The sequence below is a fragment of the Streptomyces sp. NPDC037401 genome (genome assembly GCF_055602345.1).
Window position 1 is genome coordinate 269,396 of record NZ_JBVJWO010000002.1, and the last position, 15,354, is coordinate 284,749.

Genomic DNA, 15,354 nt, shown 5'->3' on the forward strand with positions numbered 1-15,354 from the left:
GGCGCACTCATGAAACCCCCGCAGCGCCCCACCACCGGCGACAGGGGGTTTCTGCGTATCCGGGGAGGTCAGTGGCGGTCCGCCACGCGCATCTCGAACCAGGTGATCTTGCCGCGCGGCAGCAGGTCCGCGCCCCACCGGTCGGAGAGCTTGTCCACGAGGAAGAGTCCGCGGCCGCTGACGTCGAGCTCGTGGACCGGCAGCAGACAGGGGAGCCCGCGCGAGGGGTCGCGCACCTCGACCCGGATCCAGCCCCGGCGCCGGAGCATCCGCAGGCCGAAGGAGCGGGCCCCGGTGTGCCGGACCGCATTGCCGACGAGCTCGGAGACCAGCAGCACCGCGTGCTCGGCGACCGTCGCGGACAGTCCCCACTGGCGGACCACCACGCACTGGGTGAGCCTGCGGGCGACGCCCGCCGATTCGGGACGGGACGGGAACGTCACTTCCGCCTCGGCAGGATTCCCGTGCAACTCCAGTGCTTTCAGGCCCTGTTCGTCCTCAACGGCCGCCGCCGGCCGTACGGCGGAAGCGCTGCTGCGCTGCCGCGGTTGCTCCACACCCTCCAGGCCCGCCATGCACCCATCATGGACGGCGAGGGCGCTCCTCCGGGCCGTTCCGCGCGAAAACGCCCCCCGGAACCACCGGCTCCGAGGGGGCGCTTTGTCATATGCAGTCGGCAATCTTCACAGGAAAAAACCGAATCTGACCTGCGGTGACACTGTGTTGAGAGATCATCACCCAGAGTGGATCTCCATGGATTCTTAAGGTTCCTTTAAGTCGCCCCTAAGCCACCCACAGGGGGGACCCCGGCGTGACTCAGACGAACTTCGCCTTGCCCGGACCCTCCTCGACGAAGCTGCGCATCCCGCGCTCGCGGTCCTCGGTCGCGAACAGCCCGGCGAACCAGTTGCGTTCGATGGTCAGGCCGGTGTCGATGTCCGCCTCGAGCCCCGCGTCCACGCACTCCTTCGCCGCGCGCAGCGCGATCGCCGGACCCTGGGCGAGCTTCGCGGCCCAGGCGTGGGCCTGCTCGTACACCTCGGCCGCCGGCACGACCCGGTCCACCAGGCCGAGGGTGAGCGCCTCGTCCGCCTTCACCATCCGGCCGGTGAAGATGAGGTCCTTGGCCCGGGACGGGCCGATCAGGCGCGACAGCCGCTGGGTGCCGCCGGCACCCGGGATCAGGCCGAGCAGGATCTCGGGCTGACCGAGCTTGGCGTTGTCGGCGGCGATCCGGTAGTCCGCGCAGAGGGCCAGCTCGCAGCCGCCGCCCAGGGCGTACCCGGTGATCGCCGCCACCACCGGCTTGGGGATCCGGGCGACCGCGGTGAAGGAATCCTGCAGGGCACGGGACCGGGCGATCATCGCCGCGTGGTCCATCACCTGCATCTCCTTGATGTCCGCGCCCGCCGCGAACACCTTCTCGCCGCCGTACAGGATCACGGCGCGCACGTCGGCGCGCTCCGTCGCCTCCACCGCCAGCTCGCGCAGCCGGTCCTGGGTGGCGATGTCCAGGGCGTTCATGGGCGGCCGGTCCAGGCGGATGGTGCCGACGCCTTCGGAGACTTCGAGAGAGAGGGTCATGCCCGGAAGGTTAGTACCAGGGGGTCCGGGGGTCTCCCCCGGGAAAGCACGGCACGGCGAAGGGCCCGGTGCTGTCGGTCACAGCTCCGGGCCCCAATGCCGCGGGTGTTACGCGGTCCACTCCGACCACGGCATGTTCCAGCCGTTGAGGCCGTTCTCCGGGGCGATCTGCTTGTCCTTCGAGTTCTTCACGACGACCACGTCACCGATGAGCGAGTTGTTGAAGAACCAGGCCGCCGGGGCCTCCTCGTCCCAGGCGCCGCGCACGTCGCGCAGGCCGACGCAGCCGTGGCTGACGTTCTCCGTGCCGAAGGTGCCCGCGTTCGCCCAGTAGTTGCCGTGCACGAAGGTGCCGGAGTTCGACAGCCGCATCGCGTGCGGGACGTCCTTGATGTCGTACTCGCCGCCGAAGCCGACGGTGGCGCCGTTCATCCGGGTCACCTTGTACTTCTCGCTGATGACCATCTGGCCGTTGTACGTGGTGGTGGTCGGGGCGCCCGCGGTGATCGGGATGTTCTTGAGGACCTTGCCGTCGCGGACGACCTGCATCCGCTTGCTGCTCGCGTCCACCGTGGAGACCTGGGAGCGGCCGATGGTGAAGTTCACCGTGCGGGTCTGCTGCCCGTAGACGCCGGGGCGGCCCTCGACTCCGTCGAGGTTGAGCTTGACGGTGACCTTGGTGCCCGGGGCCCAGTACTTCTCGGGCCGGAAGTCGAGGCGGTCGTTGCCGAACCAGTGGCCCTCGATCGGGACCGACGGCACGGCGGTGACCGTGATGGCCTTCTCGACGGCCTCGGGGGCGGTGATGCCCCGGGTGAAGTTGATGGACACCGGCATGCCCACGCCGACGGTCGCGCCGTTCTCGGGGGTGTAGTGGCCGATGAAGGTGTTCTTCGGGGTGAGCGTGGTGAACGTGATGTCCTTGGCGGACTCCCGGCCGGCCGCGTCCTTGGCGACGGCGTGCACTTTGTACTCGGTGGCCGCGCCCAGGTGCCGTACGGGCTCCCAACTCCGGCCGTCGGCGGCGACCTTGCCCTCGACGGCGTTGCCCTTGGTGTCCACCACCGTGACGGTGGCCAGCTTGCCGTTGGCTGCGGTGATCTTGAGGACGCCGCTCGTGGCGACTTCCTTCGCGCCGTCCTTGGGCGCGATGGTCACGACGGCCTGCGAGGCCTCGGTGCCGCCCTGGGCGGCGTTCTTGTTGCCGCCCTTGGCATCGTCGCCCCCGGTGCCGCCCGTTCCGCCGCTGCAGGCGGAGGTGAGCAGCAGAGCCGCGCTCAGCAGGAGGGCGGCCGCCCCGGTACGGGCACGGCCGCGCCGCGCGCGCGGCGCGGCCGGTATCGGCTGCACGTTCACGTTGTTTCTTCTCCCCATGTCCCCCGCGCGCGGGCAGTCGCGCGCATGGCGAAAGGAAACCACATGGGCAGATCACGGCGTGCAACGGAGTTGTCACCGTTCAGTCCCAACTGGGGAGAGGAGAAGGGCCGGGCGTGAGAGTGGCCGGTTCGTGATGCCCCTTCAGTCCTCCGTGCCGGGCTTGGTGCCCCAGATGTAGAGGGCGTCGCCCTCGGTCAGCAGGTTCCACAGGCGTTCCGCGTCGGGCACCGTGAGGTTGACGCAGCCGGCCGAGCCGCCGCTGTCGTAGAGGTCGCCGTACCGGCCGTGCAGGGCCTGCCCGTCGTTGAAGAACTGGGCGAAGGGCATGGGGGTGTCGAAGAGGGTGGAGACGTGGTCGCGGTTGCGCCAGTAGATCTCCTGCCAGCCGAGGCGGGTCTCCAGCTCGTCCCGTCCGGTGCGGATGGCTACGGGGGCGTAGACGACGCGGGCGTCGCGCTGGACCCAGAGCAGCTGCCGGTCCAGGTCCACGCAGGTCACGCGGTGGGGGCGGACGGGGCACCGCTTGGCGGCGTTGGGGTCGGCCCGGGCGGCGAGGGCGACCGTCGTGCGGTACGTCAGCAGGTCGGGGTAGCCGTCGGCGGGAGTGACGGCGTGGCGCTGCTGGAAGGCGCGGATGGCGGTGCAGTCGGCCGGTGACTGCCGTCCGTCCACGGGCCGTCCGAGGTACTCCTCCAGCTCGCGCTGGTAGGGGCCGGTGTTCGCGGTGCACGGCTCCTCCGCGGCGGCGGCCGGGGCCGGGGCGAAGGCGGCCAGGGCCATCGCCCCGGCCGCCGCGAGCCTCGCCGCCCGTCCCGACGCCCTGTGTGTCCGGGGCGCCGGGGACTGCGCGGATATCGGGGGTGTAAGGGGGATCGGGGGTGTCTCCATGCTGGCCTCCTTGCGGCCAGCTAACAGAGGCGGGCGCGGGACGGCGCGCCCGCCTGCGCCGATGCGGTGACACCGCCACTCCCCCGGCGCAAGGGCAGGGCCGTCAGGGGCGGCCGCCGTCCTTGCCCTCGTCCTTGCCTCCGTCCTCACCCTCGTCCTTGCCCTCGTCCCTGCCGCCGCCCTTGCCCGAGCCGTCCTGGTCGCCCTCGCCGCGCTTGTTCTTCACGTCGACGCTCAGGTGGCCCTTCGTGTTCTGCGCGGACAGGTGCAGCGGCCCGGTGACCGGGTTGTCCGGGAGGACGTAGCCCTCCGGGACGTCCGTCTCGAGGAGGTAGTAGTAACCCTCCGGCAGGCCCTCGAACGTGCACAGGCCCTGGCGGTCGGTGGCGCAGCCGTAGCCGATGCGCCGGTCGGCGTTGATGCCGCGGGTCTGGAGGCCGCGGGTGTCGTTGGTCTCCTGCCACAGCTCGAACACCGCTCCGCGCAGCGCCCGGCCCGTCTTCGCGTCCTTCTTGTGGACCTTGATGTCACCGGTGTACGGCGGCTCGGTCGTCTTGCGGTTCACGGCCGTCACGACGACGCCCGCCGAGGCGTTCTGCGGGGTCAGGACCAGCGGCCCGGAGACCGGGTTCGCGGGCCGGTCGTAGCCGGTCGGCGGCGCGGTCTCCTGCCAGTAGTACGTGCCCAGGGGGACGTTCGCCCCGCACTCCCCGCGGGCCTTGGTGACGCATCCGGCGCTCACCTGGGTGTCCGCGCCGCCGGTGGTCTGCAGGCCCGGCCGGCCGTTGGTCTCGCGCCACAGGCTGAAGGTGGCGCCGGCCAGCGGGGCGCCCGTGCCCGAGTCGGTCTTGCGGACGGAGACGACGCCGGAGACCACGGGCCGGGCGGGGGTGTTGTCCAGCCCGGCCGACACGCCGGCGGAGGCGTTCTCCTCGGTCAGCACCAGGGGTCCGGCAACCGGGTTCGCGGGCAGGTCGTAACCGTCCGGTGCGTCCGTCTCCCGCCAGTAGTACGTGCCCAGCGGGACCGTCGAGGTGCATTCGCCCGTCGTGCCGGTCACGCAGCGGGGGACGACGCGCTCGTCGGCGCCGCGTCCGGCGGTCTGCAGGCCGGCGGTGCGGTTGGTCTCGCGCCACAGCTCGAAGACGGCCCCGGCCAGCGGGGCCCCGGTCACGGAGTCGGTCTTGACGACGCCGACGTCTCCGGTGGGCAGGACGGTGCGCTCGTTGCGCGCCGTCACCCTCGCCACGTCGCGGCCGTTCTCCGGGTCGATGAGCAGCGGTCCGGCCACCGGGTCGGCGGGCAGCTCGTACCCGTCCGGTGCGTCCGTCTCCCGCCAGTAGTACGTGCCGGCCGGCACGGTGAACGTGCACAGGCCCGAGGCGCCGGTGGTGCAGCGGCCGCCCGGCACGCGGGTGTCCCCGCCCTGGGCGTCGGTCTGGAGGCCGGCGGTGCCGTTGGTCTCGCGCCACAGCTCGAACGCGGCGCCGGGCAGCGCGTCCCCGGTCGCGGCATCGGTCTTCAGGACGGAGACGATGCCGGTGGGCGGCGGGACGGTGCCGTTGCAGTCCGGGAGGTCGCCGGTGAACGGGTAGGCGTGGAACTCCTGCCCGCCCCCGCCCAGCGGAGAGCTGGTGTGGGTGACGCTGCCGGCGGTGAAGAAGCGGCCGTTCATGCCGGGCAGCTGGACCGAGGCCTCGGAGCCCGGCTCGGCGATCAGCGTGGAGCCCTGGAACTGACCGCTGCCGTGCAGCCGGACGGTGTTCGCGTCGGGGAAGTTCCACAGCAGGCGCTCGCGGGGCACGCTGAGCACGCCGCTGTTGATGCTGACCAGCGGGTCCGTACCGAACACGTTCACCAGGACCGTGGCGTTCGGCGGGACGTTCTCGAAGACGACGCTCTGGGCGGCGAGGGCCGCCGAGGCGATGTTGCCGGTGACGTTGAAGACCTGGAGGGCAGCGGAGCCGTCGCCTCTGAACCGGCTTTCGTAGCCGAGGTTGGTGACGGAACCGGTCGCCGTGCGGGGGCGTCCGTCGACCCGGGCGTAGCACTTGCTCGCGTCCGTCAGCTGCTCCCGCAGTCCGGCGTACGGGACGACGGCGGCGGGGTCGGGCGTCTGGAGGCCGGTGACCCGGCCCGTGAGGGTGCCCGCGAAGCGGACCCTTCCGCCGTCGGCGAGGAGCCCCTGTCCGGGGGCGACCCTGATGTTGGCGCCGGTGGTGAGGAAGTCCGCGCCGTCGGACGGCGGGACGCGCGAGCCCGCCCCCACGATCCCGACGTTGTAGACGGAGCTGACGCCGGTGGCCTTCTCCTGGTCGAAACTGCCCAGGACGACGACCCGGCCCTCGGCCTCCGCGGCCGACTGGCGCACCCGGAAGTCCCCGCCGACGAAGATGTTCACCGCGTCGTCGCGGCCGGTGAAGGGGAGGCTGTTGGGTTCCGGGTAGAACCGCGGGCAGTCGCCCGGCACGCACGGCCCGAGGCCGCCGGGCAGCGGGGCGCGGGCGGCTGCCGCGGCCCGCCCGGCGGGCGGCTGTTCGCCTGCGCTCGCCGGGAAGCCGGGGGCCGTCGCCGCGATCACTGCCGCGATCACGAGGCCGAGGGGCCGGCGTACCGCGGCCGCCCTGCCCTTCCTTGCTGTCATGACACTCCGTCCGTTGCCTGGTGCTGTGCACCTGACAGGCTGGACGGGGGCTCTGGAGGAGGGCGGGGCGACACTCGCCCGCTACGGCATTCCGATCACACAATCACCTAGGTGAGCGAGGAGCCTGCCGTCCAGTCGGCCCAGCTGAGGTTCCAGCCGCCCAGGCCGTTGTCCGGTGCGACCGTCTTGTCCTTGGAGTTGACGACCTCGATGACGTCGCCGACGAGGGTGCGGTCGAAGAACCATCCGGCCGGGGTGTCGGAGCCGCCGCCCTTGTCGTCGCGCAGGCCGATGCAGCCGTGGCTGGTGTTGAGGCTGCCGAAGGTGTCGGGCGAGGCCCAGTAGTTGCCGTGGAGGAAGGTCCCGGAGGTGGTGAGCCGCATCGCGTGCGGGACGTCGGGGATGTCGTACTCGCCGCCGAAGCCGACGGTCTGGCCGTTCATCCGGGTCACGTCGAAGAGCTCCGTCACCACCATCTTGCCGTTGTACGTCGTGGTCTTGGGCGCTCCGGCGCTGATGGGGACGGTGGAGAGCAGCTTGCCGTCGCGGCGGACCTCCATGGTGTGCGCGGCGGCGTCCACCCTGGAGATCTGGTGGCGGCCCACGGTGAAGCGGACGGTCTTGCTCTGGATGCCGTACGAGCCGGGGGCGCCCTCGACGTCGCGGAGCTTCATGGCGACGGTGACGCGGGTGCCGGGCTCCCAGTACGAGCGGGGCCGGAAGTCCAGGCGCTCGTCGCCGAACCAGTGGCCGACGACCTCGACGTCCGGTTCGGCGGTGACGGTGATGGCCCGCTCTACCTCGGCGCGGTTCTCGATGGCCCGGTTGAAGCGGAAGGAGACGATCATCCCGGTGCCGACGGTGGAGCGGTTCTCCGGCTTGAAGTAGCCGATGAAGCGCTCCTCGGGCACGAAGGTCGTGAAGCTGGTGTGCCGGGCCTGGCGGCGGTCGTGGCCGTCGAGGGCGACGGCGTCGACGGTGTACTTGGCCGCCAGCGCGAGCTTTCCGGCGGCCGGGTCGGGGCTCCAGCTCAGCCCGTCGGCGGCGATGCTGCCGGGGACCTGCTCCTCCTGGGCGTCCTCGACCTTGGTGACGACGACCCGCTCCAGGCGGCCCTCCGGGACGGAGACCGTCAGCGGGCCCTCGGCCGGGACCGCCTTGGCGCCGTCCGCGGGGGTGATCCGGATGGCCTCGTGCGGCGCCCTCGGTTTGCCCGGCAGGTCCACATCGATGCCGGGGACGCCTGATCCGGTGCACCCCGCCAGCCCGGCGATCAGCCCCGCCCACACCACCGTGGCGGCCAGCAGCCGCCTCTTCACGTAGCTCACGCACCTGCAACGACTGCGCCCCTCCGGGGGAAACGTGAGTGCGGGCCCGGTTGCGGGCAGAACAGGGGGAAGGACCAGACGGGGGTGGGCCGCGACCGGGACGCCGCGGCCCGCGCACCCCGCCGGTACCGAGAGCCGCGGGAGGCCGGAGAGTGTCGAGCGCAGCAGAGCAGCAGGCGGTGGGTGCGGTACGGGGCGGACGGGCCGCGCCCGGGACCGCGACCGCCCCGCGGGCGAACGGCGAGGTGCGGCGCGCGGCGCCCCCGGTGCCGGGGCCGCCGGTGTGGCCGGGGGCCCCGCATCCGCTGGGCGCCCGGTACCGGGCGGGCCCGGACGGGGTGGCGGGCACGAACTTCGCGCTGTGGGCGGGGGGCGGCGCGGAGCGCGTGGAGCTGTGCCTCTTCGACGAGCAGGGCTCCGGTACGGGTGTCGTCACGGAGACGCGGTGTGCGCTGCCGGAGCTCACGCACGAGATCTGGCACGGCTTCGTGCCCGGCGTGCGGCCCGGTCAGCGGTACGGCTTCCGGGTCCACGGGCGCTGGGACCCGTGGACGGGGGCCCGGTTCAATCCGGCGAAACTGCTCCTGGACCCGTACGCCCGTGCCGTCGACGGGGACTTCTCCCTGCCGCCGGAGGTGTACGGGCACGTCCGTGACTGGCCGCAGCAGTACATCGCGGACACCGTGCGCGACGACCGTGACTCGGCCCCGCACGTGCCCAAGGGGGTGGTGGTCCACGACGACGACGACTGGTCCGACGACGTGCGGCCCAAGACCCCGTGGGCGGACTCGGTCATCTACGAACTCCACGTGCGCGGCTTCACCCGGCGCCACCCGGACATCCCGCCGGAGCTGCGCGGCACGTACGCCGGCCTGGCGCACCCGGCGGCCATCGCGCACCTGACGGGGCTCGGGGTGACGGCGGTGGAACTGCTGCCGGTACACCAGTTCGCGCACGAGGACCACCTGCTGCGCAGGGGGCTGCGCAACTACTGGGGCTACAACTCCATCGGCTACTTCGCGCCGCACGCGGGCTACTCGGCCTCGGGGACGGCCGGACAGCAGGTGGGCGAGTTCAAGCGGATGGTGCGGGCGCTGCACGCGGCCGGCATCGAGGTCATCCTCGACGTGGTCTACAACCACACGGCGGAGGCGGGCGAGCTCGGCCCGACGCTGTCGCTGCGCGGCGTCGACAACAGGGGCTACTACCGGCTCCAGTCCGACCAGCGCCGGTACGCCGACTACACGGGCTGCGGCAACACCCTGCACGCCGGGCGCCCGCACGTGCTGCGGCTGATCACGGACTCGCTGCGGTACTGGGTGACCGAGATGGGGGTCGACGGCTTCCGCTTCGACCTGGCGGCGGCGCTGGCCCGCTCGATGCACGACGTGGACATGCTCTCGCCGTTCCTGGCGGTCATCGCGCAGGACCCCGTCCTGCGGCGGGTGAAGCTGATCGCCGAGCCGTGGGACGTGGGGTCGGGCGGCTACCAGGTCGGGGCCTTCCCGCCGCTGTGGACCGAGTGGAACGACCGGTACCGCGATGCGGTGCGGGACTTCTGGCGGGGCGCGCTGCCGGACGTACGGGACCTCGGCTACCGCCTGTCCGGGTCCAGCGACCTTTACGCGTGGGGCGGGCGGCGGCCGTACGCCTCGGTCAACTTCGTCACGGCGCACGACGGCTTCACCCTGCGGGACCTGGTGAGCTACGAGCGCAAGCACAACGAGGCCAACGGCGAGGCCAACCAGGACGGCACCAACGACAACCGCTCGTGGAACTGCGGCGTGGAGGGCGAGCCCCCCGAGGGCACGGACCCGCGGATCCTGGCCCTGCGCCGCCGTCAGCTGCGGAACCTCCTGACGACCCTGCTGCTGTCGACGGGCGTGCCGATGCTGGTGGCCGGCGACGAGCTGGGCCGGACGCAGGGCGGCAACAACAACGCCTACTGCCAGGACAACGAAACCGGCTGGGTGGACTGGTCGCTGGCCTCGGACCCGCAGTGGAGCCCGCTGCTGGACCTGACCCGCCGGCTCATCGCGCTGCGGCACGCGCATCCGGTGCTGCGCCGGCGGGCGTTCTTCTCGGGGCGCGCGCAGGGCGCGGACGGGCTGCGGGACCTGGCGTGGTTCACCCCGGCGGGCGGGGAGATGACCGAGCAGGACTGGTACGCGCCCGCGGCCGCGCTGGGCCTGTACCTGTCGGGGCGGGACATCCCGGGCCGCGACGCGCGCGGCGAGAAGGTGACGGACGACAGCTTCCTGGCACTGCTGCACGCCGGGGACCGGCCGGTGCCGTGGGTGCTGCCCGGTCCGCCGTGGGCGCAGGAGTACGAGCTGGTGGTGGACACCTCGCGGGAGGAGCAGGCGGACGCGCCGGAGGAGGTGCTGCGGGCCGGCACCACGGTGACGGTGCCGGCCCGGTCGGTGCTGCTGCTGAAGGTCAGGACGTGATCAGGAGGTGATCAGGAGGCAGGCGACGTCGGCACCGAGCTTGGGGTCGTTCCCGGAGAAGTTCCCGGCGGAGTCGAACTTCACCTTGAAGGTGCCCATGCGGACGGACGTGATGTGGTCGTACTGCGGCTTCGTGCCCCGGCGCCAGGAGGCCGGGAGCCGCCGGTGCGGTTCCGCGCAGGTCTTCTCCACGTACTGGCCCACGGACTGCGTGCCGATGTCCGCGCTGCGGGCGGCGGCGAAGAGCCGCATGGTGTGCTTGCGGGTGCAGTCGACGACGTGCACGCGGGTGGCGTCGCCGAGCCCGGCGGCGGGCTGGGCGCAGGTGCCCTTCTTCTGCCGGAAGAGGGGGACGACGGCGCGGCCGGCGTCCACGGCCGAGGCGGCGGCCGGGGCGGGGCCGCCGGTCTCCCCGTCGTCGTCGGCGGCGGAGCCGTAGTCGGAGGTGTGGAACTTCGCGTGGAGCGCGGTGACCCCGCGCAGGGACCGGCTGCCGGTCGGCCCGGTGAGCCGGTCGAGGACCAGGCCGAGGTCGACGTCGGCGGAGGCGAGGCGGCCGCGGGAGTCGAGGACGACGGTCATCGGCACCGGCTCCTTCATGGAGGCCTTGGCCGGGGACGACGGCGCCAGGTGCCGCGGAAGCAGCTTCTGGGCGCGTCCGACCGGCACGGTGACGGCGTACTCCCGGCCGCCGTCCTCGCGGCGGATCGGCTCCTGGGCGGGGACGGCGGTGGCGAGGAACTCGGCGAGGGTGCCGCCGTACGGCAGGACCCGGCCCGGCGCGTGCGCGGTGGCCGGGGACTCGCCCTTGGGGTCGAGCGCGGAGCGGGCCGCCGGGGACCAGCGCAGCCAGCCGCCGTCGTCGGTGCGGGCGAACACGTCGGCGCCGGAGACGGCGTAGGTCTGCGGATAGGCGTGCTTCCCGTCGCCCAGGACCTGGGCGGCCTCGACGGGGAAGTCGGCCGGGATCTCGCGGGTGAGCTCGGCCCGGCCGGTGCCCGCGGCGAAGTCGACGGCGCCGGTGGTGGCATGGCGGGCGGTGCCGGTGCCCGCGGTGAACTCGACGGCCTCGGTGAAGCGGACGGCGCCGGCCGCGCGGGTCTGTGCGACGGCGGCCTTGAGCTGCTGCGCGAGGGGCTTGCCGTAGACCGCGGCACCCTGGTCGCCGTCCTCGCCGCCCCAGCACCCCGCCAGGGCGGGCCCCGCCACCACCGCCAGCACGACTGCGGGCACGGTACGCCGAAGCCAGAACATGATCCCCCCGGATGTCCCTCTGATATTCGCTGGGCAGCGTCAGGAGCGAATCGTATGCTCGCGCCTGATGCCGTCAATAGATGCAACTTCCACCGACCGTTCCGCCGTTCGGACACTGCTGCGGCTGTGGCCCTACGTGCGGCCCGTGCGCCGGCGCTGGTTCAGTGCCGCTTTCATCGCGATCGTGGCGTCCTGTCTGAGCCTGGCGATCCCGCTGGTCCTGAAGTGGCTGGTGGACGGGCCGGTGGCCGAAGGCGACACGGCCGGGGTGTGGCTCGGGGCGCTGTACCTGCTGCTGCTCGGCATCGCCGAGGCGGTGCTGTTCGGCTTCCGCCGGTGGCTGGTCGCGCGGCCGCTGTCGCGGGTCGAGGCGGACATGCGCGGCGACCTCTACGGGCACCTCCAGCGGGTGCCGGTGGCCTTCCACGACCGCTGGCCCTCGGGCCAGCTGCTCTCGCGGGGCACCGCGGACCTGATGCTGTTGCGCCTGTTCCTGGTCTTCCCGCTGACCTTCCTGCTGGTCAACGGAGTCACCATCCTGGTCGGTGCGGTGATCCTGCTGATGCAGGAGTGGACGCTGGGGCTGGTCCTGCTCGCCCCGGCGGTCCCGCTGTTCCTCATCGCAGGGGTCTTCGAGCGGCGGTACGCGCTGGTGTCCCGGCAGGCGCAGGACCAGGCCGGCGACCTGACGACGGTCGTCGAGGAGAGCGTCCTCGGCATCCGGATCATCAAGGGCTTCGGCCGGCACCGCAGCCAGGCGCGGGCCTTCCGCGAGCTGGCGCAGCAGCTGCGCGGCACCGAACTGACCAAGGCCCGGCAGCTCGCCGGGATCTCGGCGGTGATGACCGCGCTGCCGGAGCTGGCGATCGGCAGCGCCCTGGTGCTGGGGGTCGTCCAGGTCGCCGACGGGCAGCTGTCGGCGGGCACGCTGGTGGCCTTCCTGTCGACGGCGCTGGCGCTGCGCTGGCCGATCGACTCCCTCGGCTACCTGCTGGCGCTGAGCCAGGAGGCGGCGACGGCCACCCAGCGGTACTTCGAGGTGCTGGACGAGGAGCAGGAGAGCGACCGGCCGCACGACGGCGCCGCCGGGGGGCCGGGCCGGGACGCCCGGCCGGAGGGCGGGCTGCGCTTCGAGGGCGTGCGCTTCCGCTTCCCGGACGCGCCCCCGGAGTCCGTCCCCGTGCTCGACGGCATCGACCTGCACATCCGGCCCGGCGAGACGATGGCGCTGGTCGGCGCCACGGGCAGCGGCAAGACCACGCTGACCGCGCTGGTGCCGCGGCTGCACGAGCTGACGGCCGGCCGGATCACCCTGGACGGGGAGGACATCCACGCGATGCCCCGGGAGCGGCTGCGCTCGCTGGTGTCGGTGGCCTTCGAGGAGCCGACGCTCTTCTCGGCGACCGTGGCGGAGAACGTCGCGATGGGCGGGCCGGAGCTGGCGCGCGCCCTGGACACCGCGCAGGCCGGTTTCGTCGCCGGCCTGCCCGACGGCGCGGACACCCAGGTGGGCGAGCAGGGGCTGAGCCTGTCGGGCGGTCAGCGGCAGCGGCTGGCGCTGGCCAGGGCGGTGGCGGGCTCCCCGCGCTTCCTGGTCCTCGACGACCCGCTGTCCGCGCTGGACGTGCACACGGAGTCGCTGGTCGAGGCCGCCCTGCGGGAGGTGCTGGCGGACACCACCGCCCTGGTGGTGGCGCACCGGCCGTCGACCGTACTGCTCGCGGACCGGGTGGCGCTGCTGTCGCAGGGCCGGGTCGCGGCCGTGGGCACGCACCAGGAACTGCTGCGGGACAGCGCCGAGTACGCATGGCTGATGTCGGGGTCCGGTCCGCTGGACGCGGAGGGGAACGCGCGATGAGCACGGTGACGACGGGCGGCAACGGTACCGCCGCGGGCGGCGGCGACGTCACGGACGCGGTCGAGCGGGACGAGCTGCCGGCCCCGGCCGGGGCGACCCGGGCACTGCTGGGGTCGCTGCTGCGCGAGCGGCGCCGCGGGGTGGTGCTGGCCGCCCTGCTCCTGCTGCTCCAGCAGGCCGCGGCCCAGGGCGGGCCGCTGTTGGTGGCGTTCGCCATCGACCGCGGGGTGCCGGCCTTCCGGAGCGGGGACAACGGGCCGCTGGTGGCCGTCGGCCTCGGCTACCTGGTCTGCGCGCTGGGCGCGGGCGGTTTCCAGTACGGCTACATCCGGGCGGCGGCCCGGGTGAACCAGGACGCGCTGCTCGACCTGCGCGGGCGGATCTTCCGGCATGCGCAGGCGCTCAGTCTGGACTTCCACGAGCGCTACACCTCGGGGCGCCTGATCTCGCGGTCGACGACGGACGTGGAGTCGCTGCGCGAGCTGCTCAGCGAGGGGCTCCAGGAACTGCTCGGCGTGGTCCTGTCGTTCGTGTTCATCGCGGCCCTGCTGCTCTGGCTGGACCTGGGCCTGGGCGGGGTCGCGGTGCTGTCGTTCGTACCGCTGTACCTGCTGGTGCGGAGCTACCGGCGGCGCTCCACGCTGATCTACTCGAAGCGGTCCACGGCGATGGCGTCGGTGATCGTGAAGTTCGCGGAGACGATGAACGGCATCCGGCCGGTGCGGGTCTTCCGGCGCGAGCGCGCGAACGACGCGGAGTTCCAGGTCCTGAACCGCCGTCACGAGCGGACCAACGGCGACGCGCTGATCGAGATGGCCCGCTACGTGGTCTGCTCGCGGCTGGTCGCCAACACCGCGGTCGCGGGCATCGTGCTGTGGGGCGCGTACCGCGTGGCCACCGACTCGCTGGCGCTGGGCGTGCTCGCCGCGGCGGTTCTCTACCTGCGGCGGCTGTACGACCCGATCGACCGGCTGGCGATGTTCCTGAACTCGTACCAGTCGGCGGTGGCCTCGCTGGAGAAGATCGCCGGGCTGCTGGCCCAGCGGCCTTCGGTGCCGGAGCCGCAGGCGCCGCGGGAGCTGCCCGCGCAGGACCGGGAGCACCCGGGCCGCGAGGTCGTGTTCGATGACGTGCGCTTCGCCTACCGGGAGGGCGGCCGCGAGGTGCTCCCGCGGTTCGGGCTGACGCTGCCCGCCGGGCAGACGGTGGCCGTGGTGGGGGCGACGGGCGCGGGGAAGTCGACGCTCGCCAAGCTGCTGGCCCGCTTCTACGACCCGACCGAGGGCCGGGTGCTGCTGGACGGGGTGGACCTGCGCGACCTGCCGGTGCCCGAACTGCGGCGGGGTGTGGTGATGGTGACCCAGGAGGCGTTCCTCTTCTCGGGCAGCGTCGCGGACAACATCGCGCTGGGCCGGCCGGACGCGACCCGCGCCGAGATCGAGCACGCGGCGAAGGCCATCGGCGCGCACGACTTCATCAGCGCGCTGCCCGACGGCTACGACACCGACGTGCGCAAGCGCGGCGGCCGCATCTCGGCCGGGCAGCGCCAGCTGGTGGCGTTCGCGCGGGCGCTGCTGGCCGACCCGGCCGTGCTCATCCTCGACGAGGCGACCAGCTCGCTGGACGTCCCGGGCGAGCGGGCCGTGCAGCGGGCCATGCAGACGGTGCTGCGCGGCCGTACGGCCGTGGTGATCGCGCACCGGCTGTCGACGGTGGAGATCGCGGACCGGGTCCTGGTGATGGAGGCCGGCCGCATCGTCGAGGACGGCGCTCCGGCGGAGCTCGTCGCGGGCACGGGCAGGTTCGCGGACCTCCACCGCGCCTGGCGGGACAGCCTCGTCTGAGCCGGGTCCACGGGACGGCCGCGGCACGGGAGTCCGCCGAGGCCAGGGTCTGGGCCGTCGCGGACCCCCGTGCCGCGACGGCTGCGACATCCCGCAGGGGATCCCTCCGGGGCCGGGGCGCCCGTGT

The 15,354-nt window shown here is 73.0% G+C and carries 10 protein-coding genes; 3 read left to right on the plus strand and 7 right to left on the minus strand.

What is annotated here, in order from left to right; all coding sequences use genetic code 11:
* Positions 1 to 68 precede the first annotated feature (68 nt).
* The 6 genes from ACZ7H1_RS02760 to ACZ7H1_RS02785 all read right to left on the minus strand — a co-directional run bounded on the left by ACZ7H1_RS02760 (position 69) and on the right by ACZ7H1_RS02785 (position 7,821).
* The gene (locus tag ACZ7H1_RS02760) at positions 69 to 575 is read right to left on the minus strand and encodes an ATP-binding protein (RefSeq protein WP_470783099.1); all 507 of its coding nucleotides are present in this window, start codon (positions 573 to 575) and stop codon (positions 69 to 71) included.
* A gap of 241 nt (positions 576 to 816) precedes the next feature.
* Positions 817 to 1,584, minus strand: a complete 768-nt coding sequence (locus ACZ7H1_RS02765) for an enoyl-CoA hydratase/isomerase family protein (protein ID WP_470783101.1) — start codon at positions 1,582 to 1,584, stop codon at positions 817 to 819.
* A 108-nt stretch (positions 1,585 to 1,692) separates the two neighbouring features.
* Entirely contained in the window at positions 1,693 to 2,940 is a 1,248-nt protein-coding gene (locus ACZ7H1_RS02770; protein ID WP_470783102.1) for a L,D-transpeptidase, read from the minus strand.
* Positions 2,941 to 3,102: 162 nt separating this feature from the next.
* Positions 3,103 to 3,741 carry a L,D-transpeptidase family protein gene (locus tag ACZ7H1_RS02775; protein ID WP_470783104.1) on the minus strand — a complete coding sequence of 213 codons (639 nt, stop codon included), beginning with the start codon at positions 3,739 to 3,741 and terminating at the stop codon, positions 3,103 to 3,105.
* A gap of 211 nt (positions 3,742 to 3,952) precedes the next feature.
* Positions 3,953 to 6,493, minus strand: coding sequence for a SpaA isopeptide-forming pilin-related protein (locus ACZ7H1_RS02780; protein ID WP_470783105.1), 2,541 nt, complete (start codon positions 6,491 to 6,493; stop codon positions 3,953 to 3,955).
* A gap of 107 nt (positions 6,494 to 6,600) precedes the next feature.
* Positions 6,601 to 7,821, minus strand: coding sequence for a L,D-transpeptidase (locus ACZ7H1_RS02785; protein WP_470783107.1), 1,221 nt, complete (start codon positions 7,819 to 7,821; stop codon positions 6,601 to 6,603).
* Between the two features lie 152 nt (positions 7,822 to 7,973).
* On the opposite strand from ACZ7H1_RS02785, the gene glgX reads away from it, so the two are divergent.
* Positions 7,974 to 10,271 carry a glycogen debranching protein GlgX gene (gene glgX / locus ACZ7H1_RS02790; RefSeq protein ID WP_470783108.1) on the plus strand — a complete coding sequence of 766 codons (2,298 nt, stop codon included), beginning with the start codon at positions 7,974 to 7,976 and terminating at the stop codon, positions 10,269 to 10,271.
* Here the strand turns inward: glgX and ACZ7H1_RS02795 are convergent, their stop codons facing one another.
* Positions 10,272 to 11,525, minus strand: a complete 1,254-nt coding sequence (locus ACZ7H1_RS02795; RefSeq protein ID WP_470783109.1) for a hypothetical protein — start codon at positions 11,523 to 11,525, stop codon at positions 10,272 to 10,274.
* Positions 11,526 to 11,592: 67 nt separating this feature from the next.
* Here ACZ7H1_RS02795 and ACZ7H1_RS02800 point away from each other — a divergent pair, with 67 nt between their 5' ends.
* The gene (locus ACZ7H1_RS02800; RefSeq protein ID WP_470783110.1) at positions 11,593 to 13,383 is read left to right on the plus strand and encodes an ABC transporter ATP-binding protein; all 1,791 of its coding nucleotides are present in this window, start codon (positions 11,593 to 11,595) and stop codon (positions 13,381 to 13,383) included.
* Complete coding sequence (locus tag ACZ7H1_RS02805; protein ID WP_470783112.1) at positions 13,380 to 15,227, plus strand: ABC transporter ATP-binding protein; 1,848 nt, start codon at positions 13,380 to 13,382, stop codon at positions 15,225 to 15,227. The genes ACZ7H1_RS02800 and ACZ7H1_RS02805 overlap by 4 nt, the downstream gene beginning before the upstream one ends.
* Positions 15,228 to 15,354: the final 127 nt, after the last annotated feature.

What these genes read in the sequence shown, in the direction of transcription:
- ACZ7H1_RS02775 (WP_470783104.1), bottom strand. Translation starts at nt 3,741, where the DNA reads ATGGCCCTGGCCGCCTTCGCCCCGGCCCCGGCCGCCGCCGCGGAGGAG.
- ACZ7H1_RS02795 (WP_470783109.1), bottom strand. Translation starts at nt 11,525, where the DNA reads ATGTTCTGGCTTCGGCGTACCGTGCCCGCAGTCGTGCTGGCGGTGGTG.
- ACZ7H1_RS02800 (WP_470783110.1), top strand. Translation starts at nt 11,593, where the DNA reads ATGCCGTCAATAGATGCAACTTCCACCGACCGTTCCGCCGTTCGGACA.
- ACZ7H1_RS02765 (WP_470783101.1), bottom strand. Translation starts at nt 1,584, where the DNA reads ATGACCCTCTCTCTCGAAGTCTCCGAAGGCGTCGGCACCATCCGCCTG.
- ACZ7H1_RS02760 (WP_470783099.1), bottom strand. Translation starts at nt 575, where the DNA reads ATGGCGGGCCTGGAGGGTGTGGAGCAACCGCGGCAGCGCAGCAGCGCT.
- ACZ7H1_RS02780 (WP_470783105.1), bottom strand. Translation starts at nt 6,493, where the DNA reads ATGACAGCAAGGAAGGGCAGGGCGGCCGCGGTACGCCGGCCCCTCGGC.
- ACZ7H1_RS02805 (WP_470783112.1), top strand. Translation starts at nt 13,380, where the DNA reads ATGAGCACGGTGACGACGGGCGGCAACGGTACCGCCGCGGGCGGCGGC.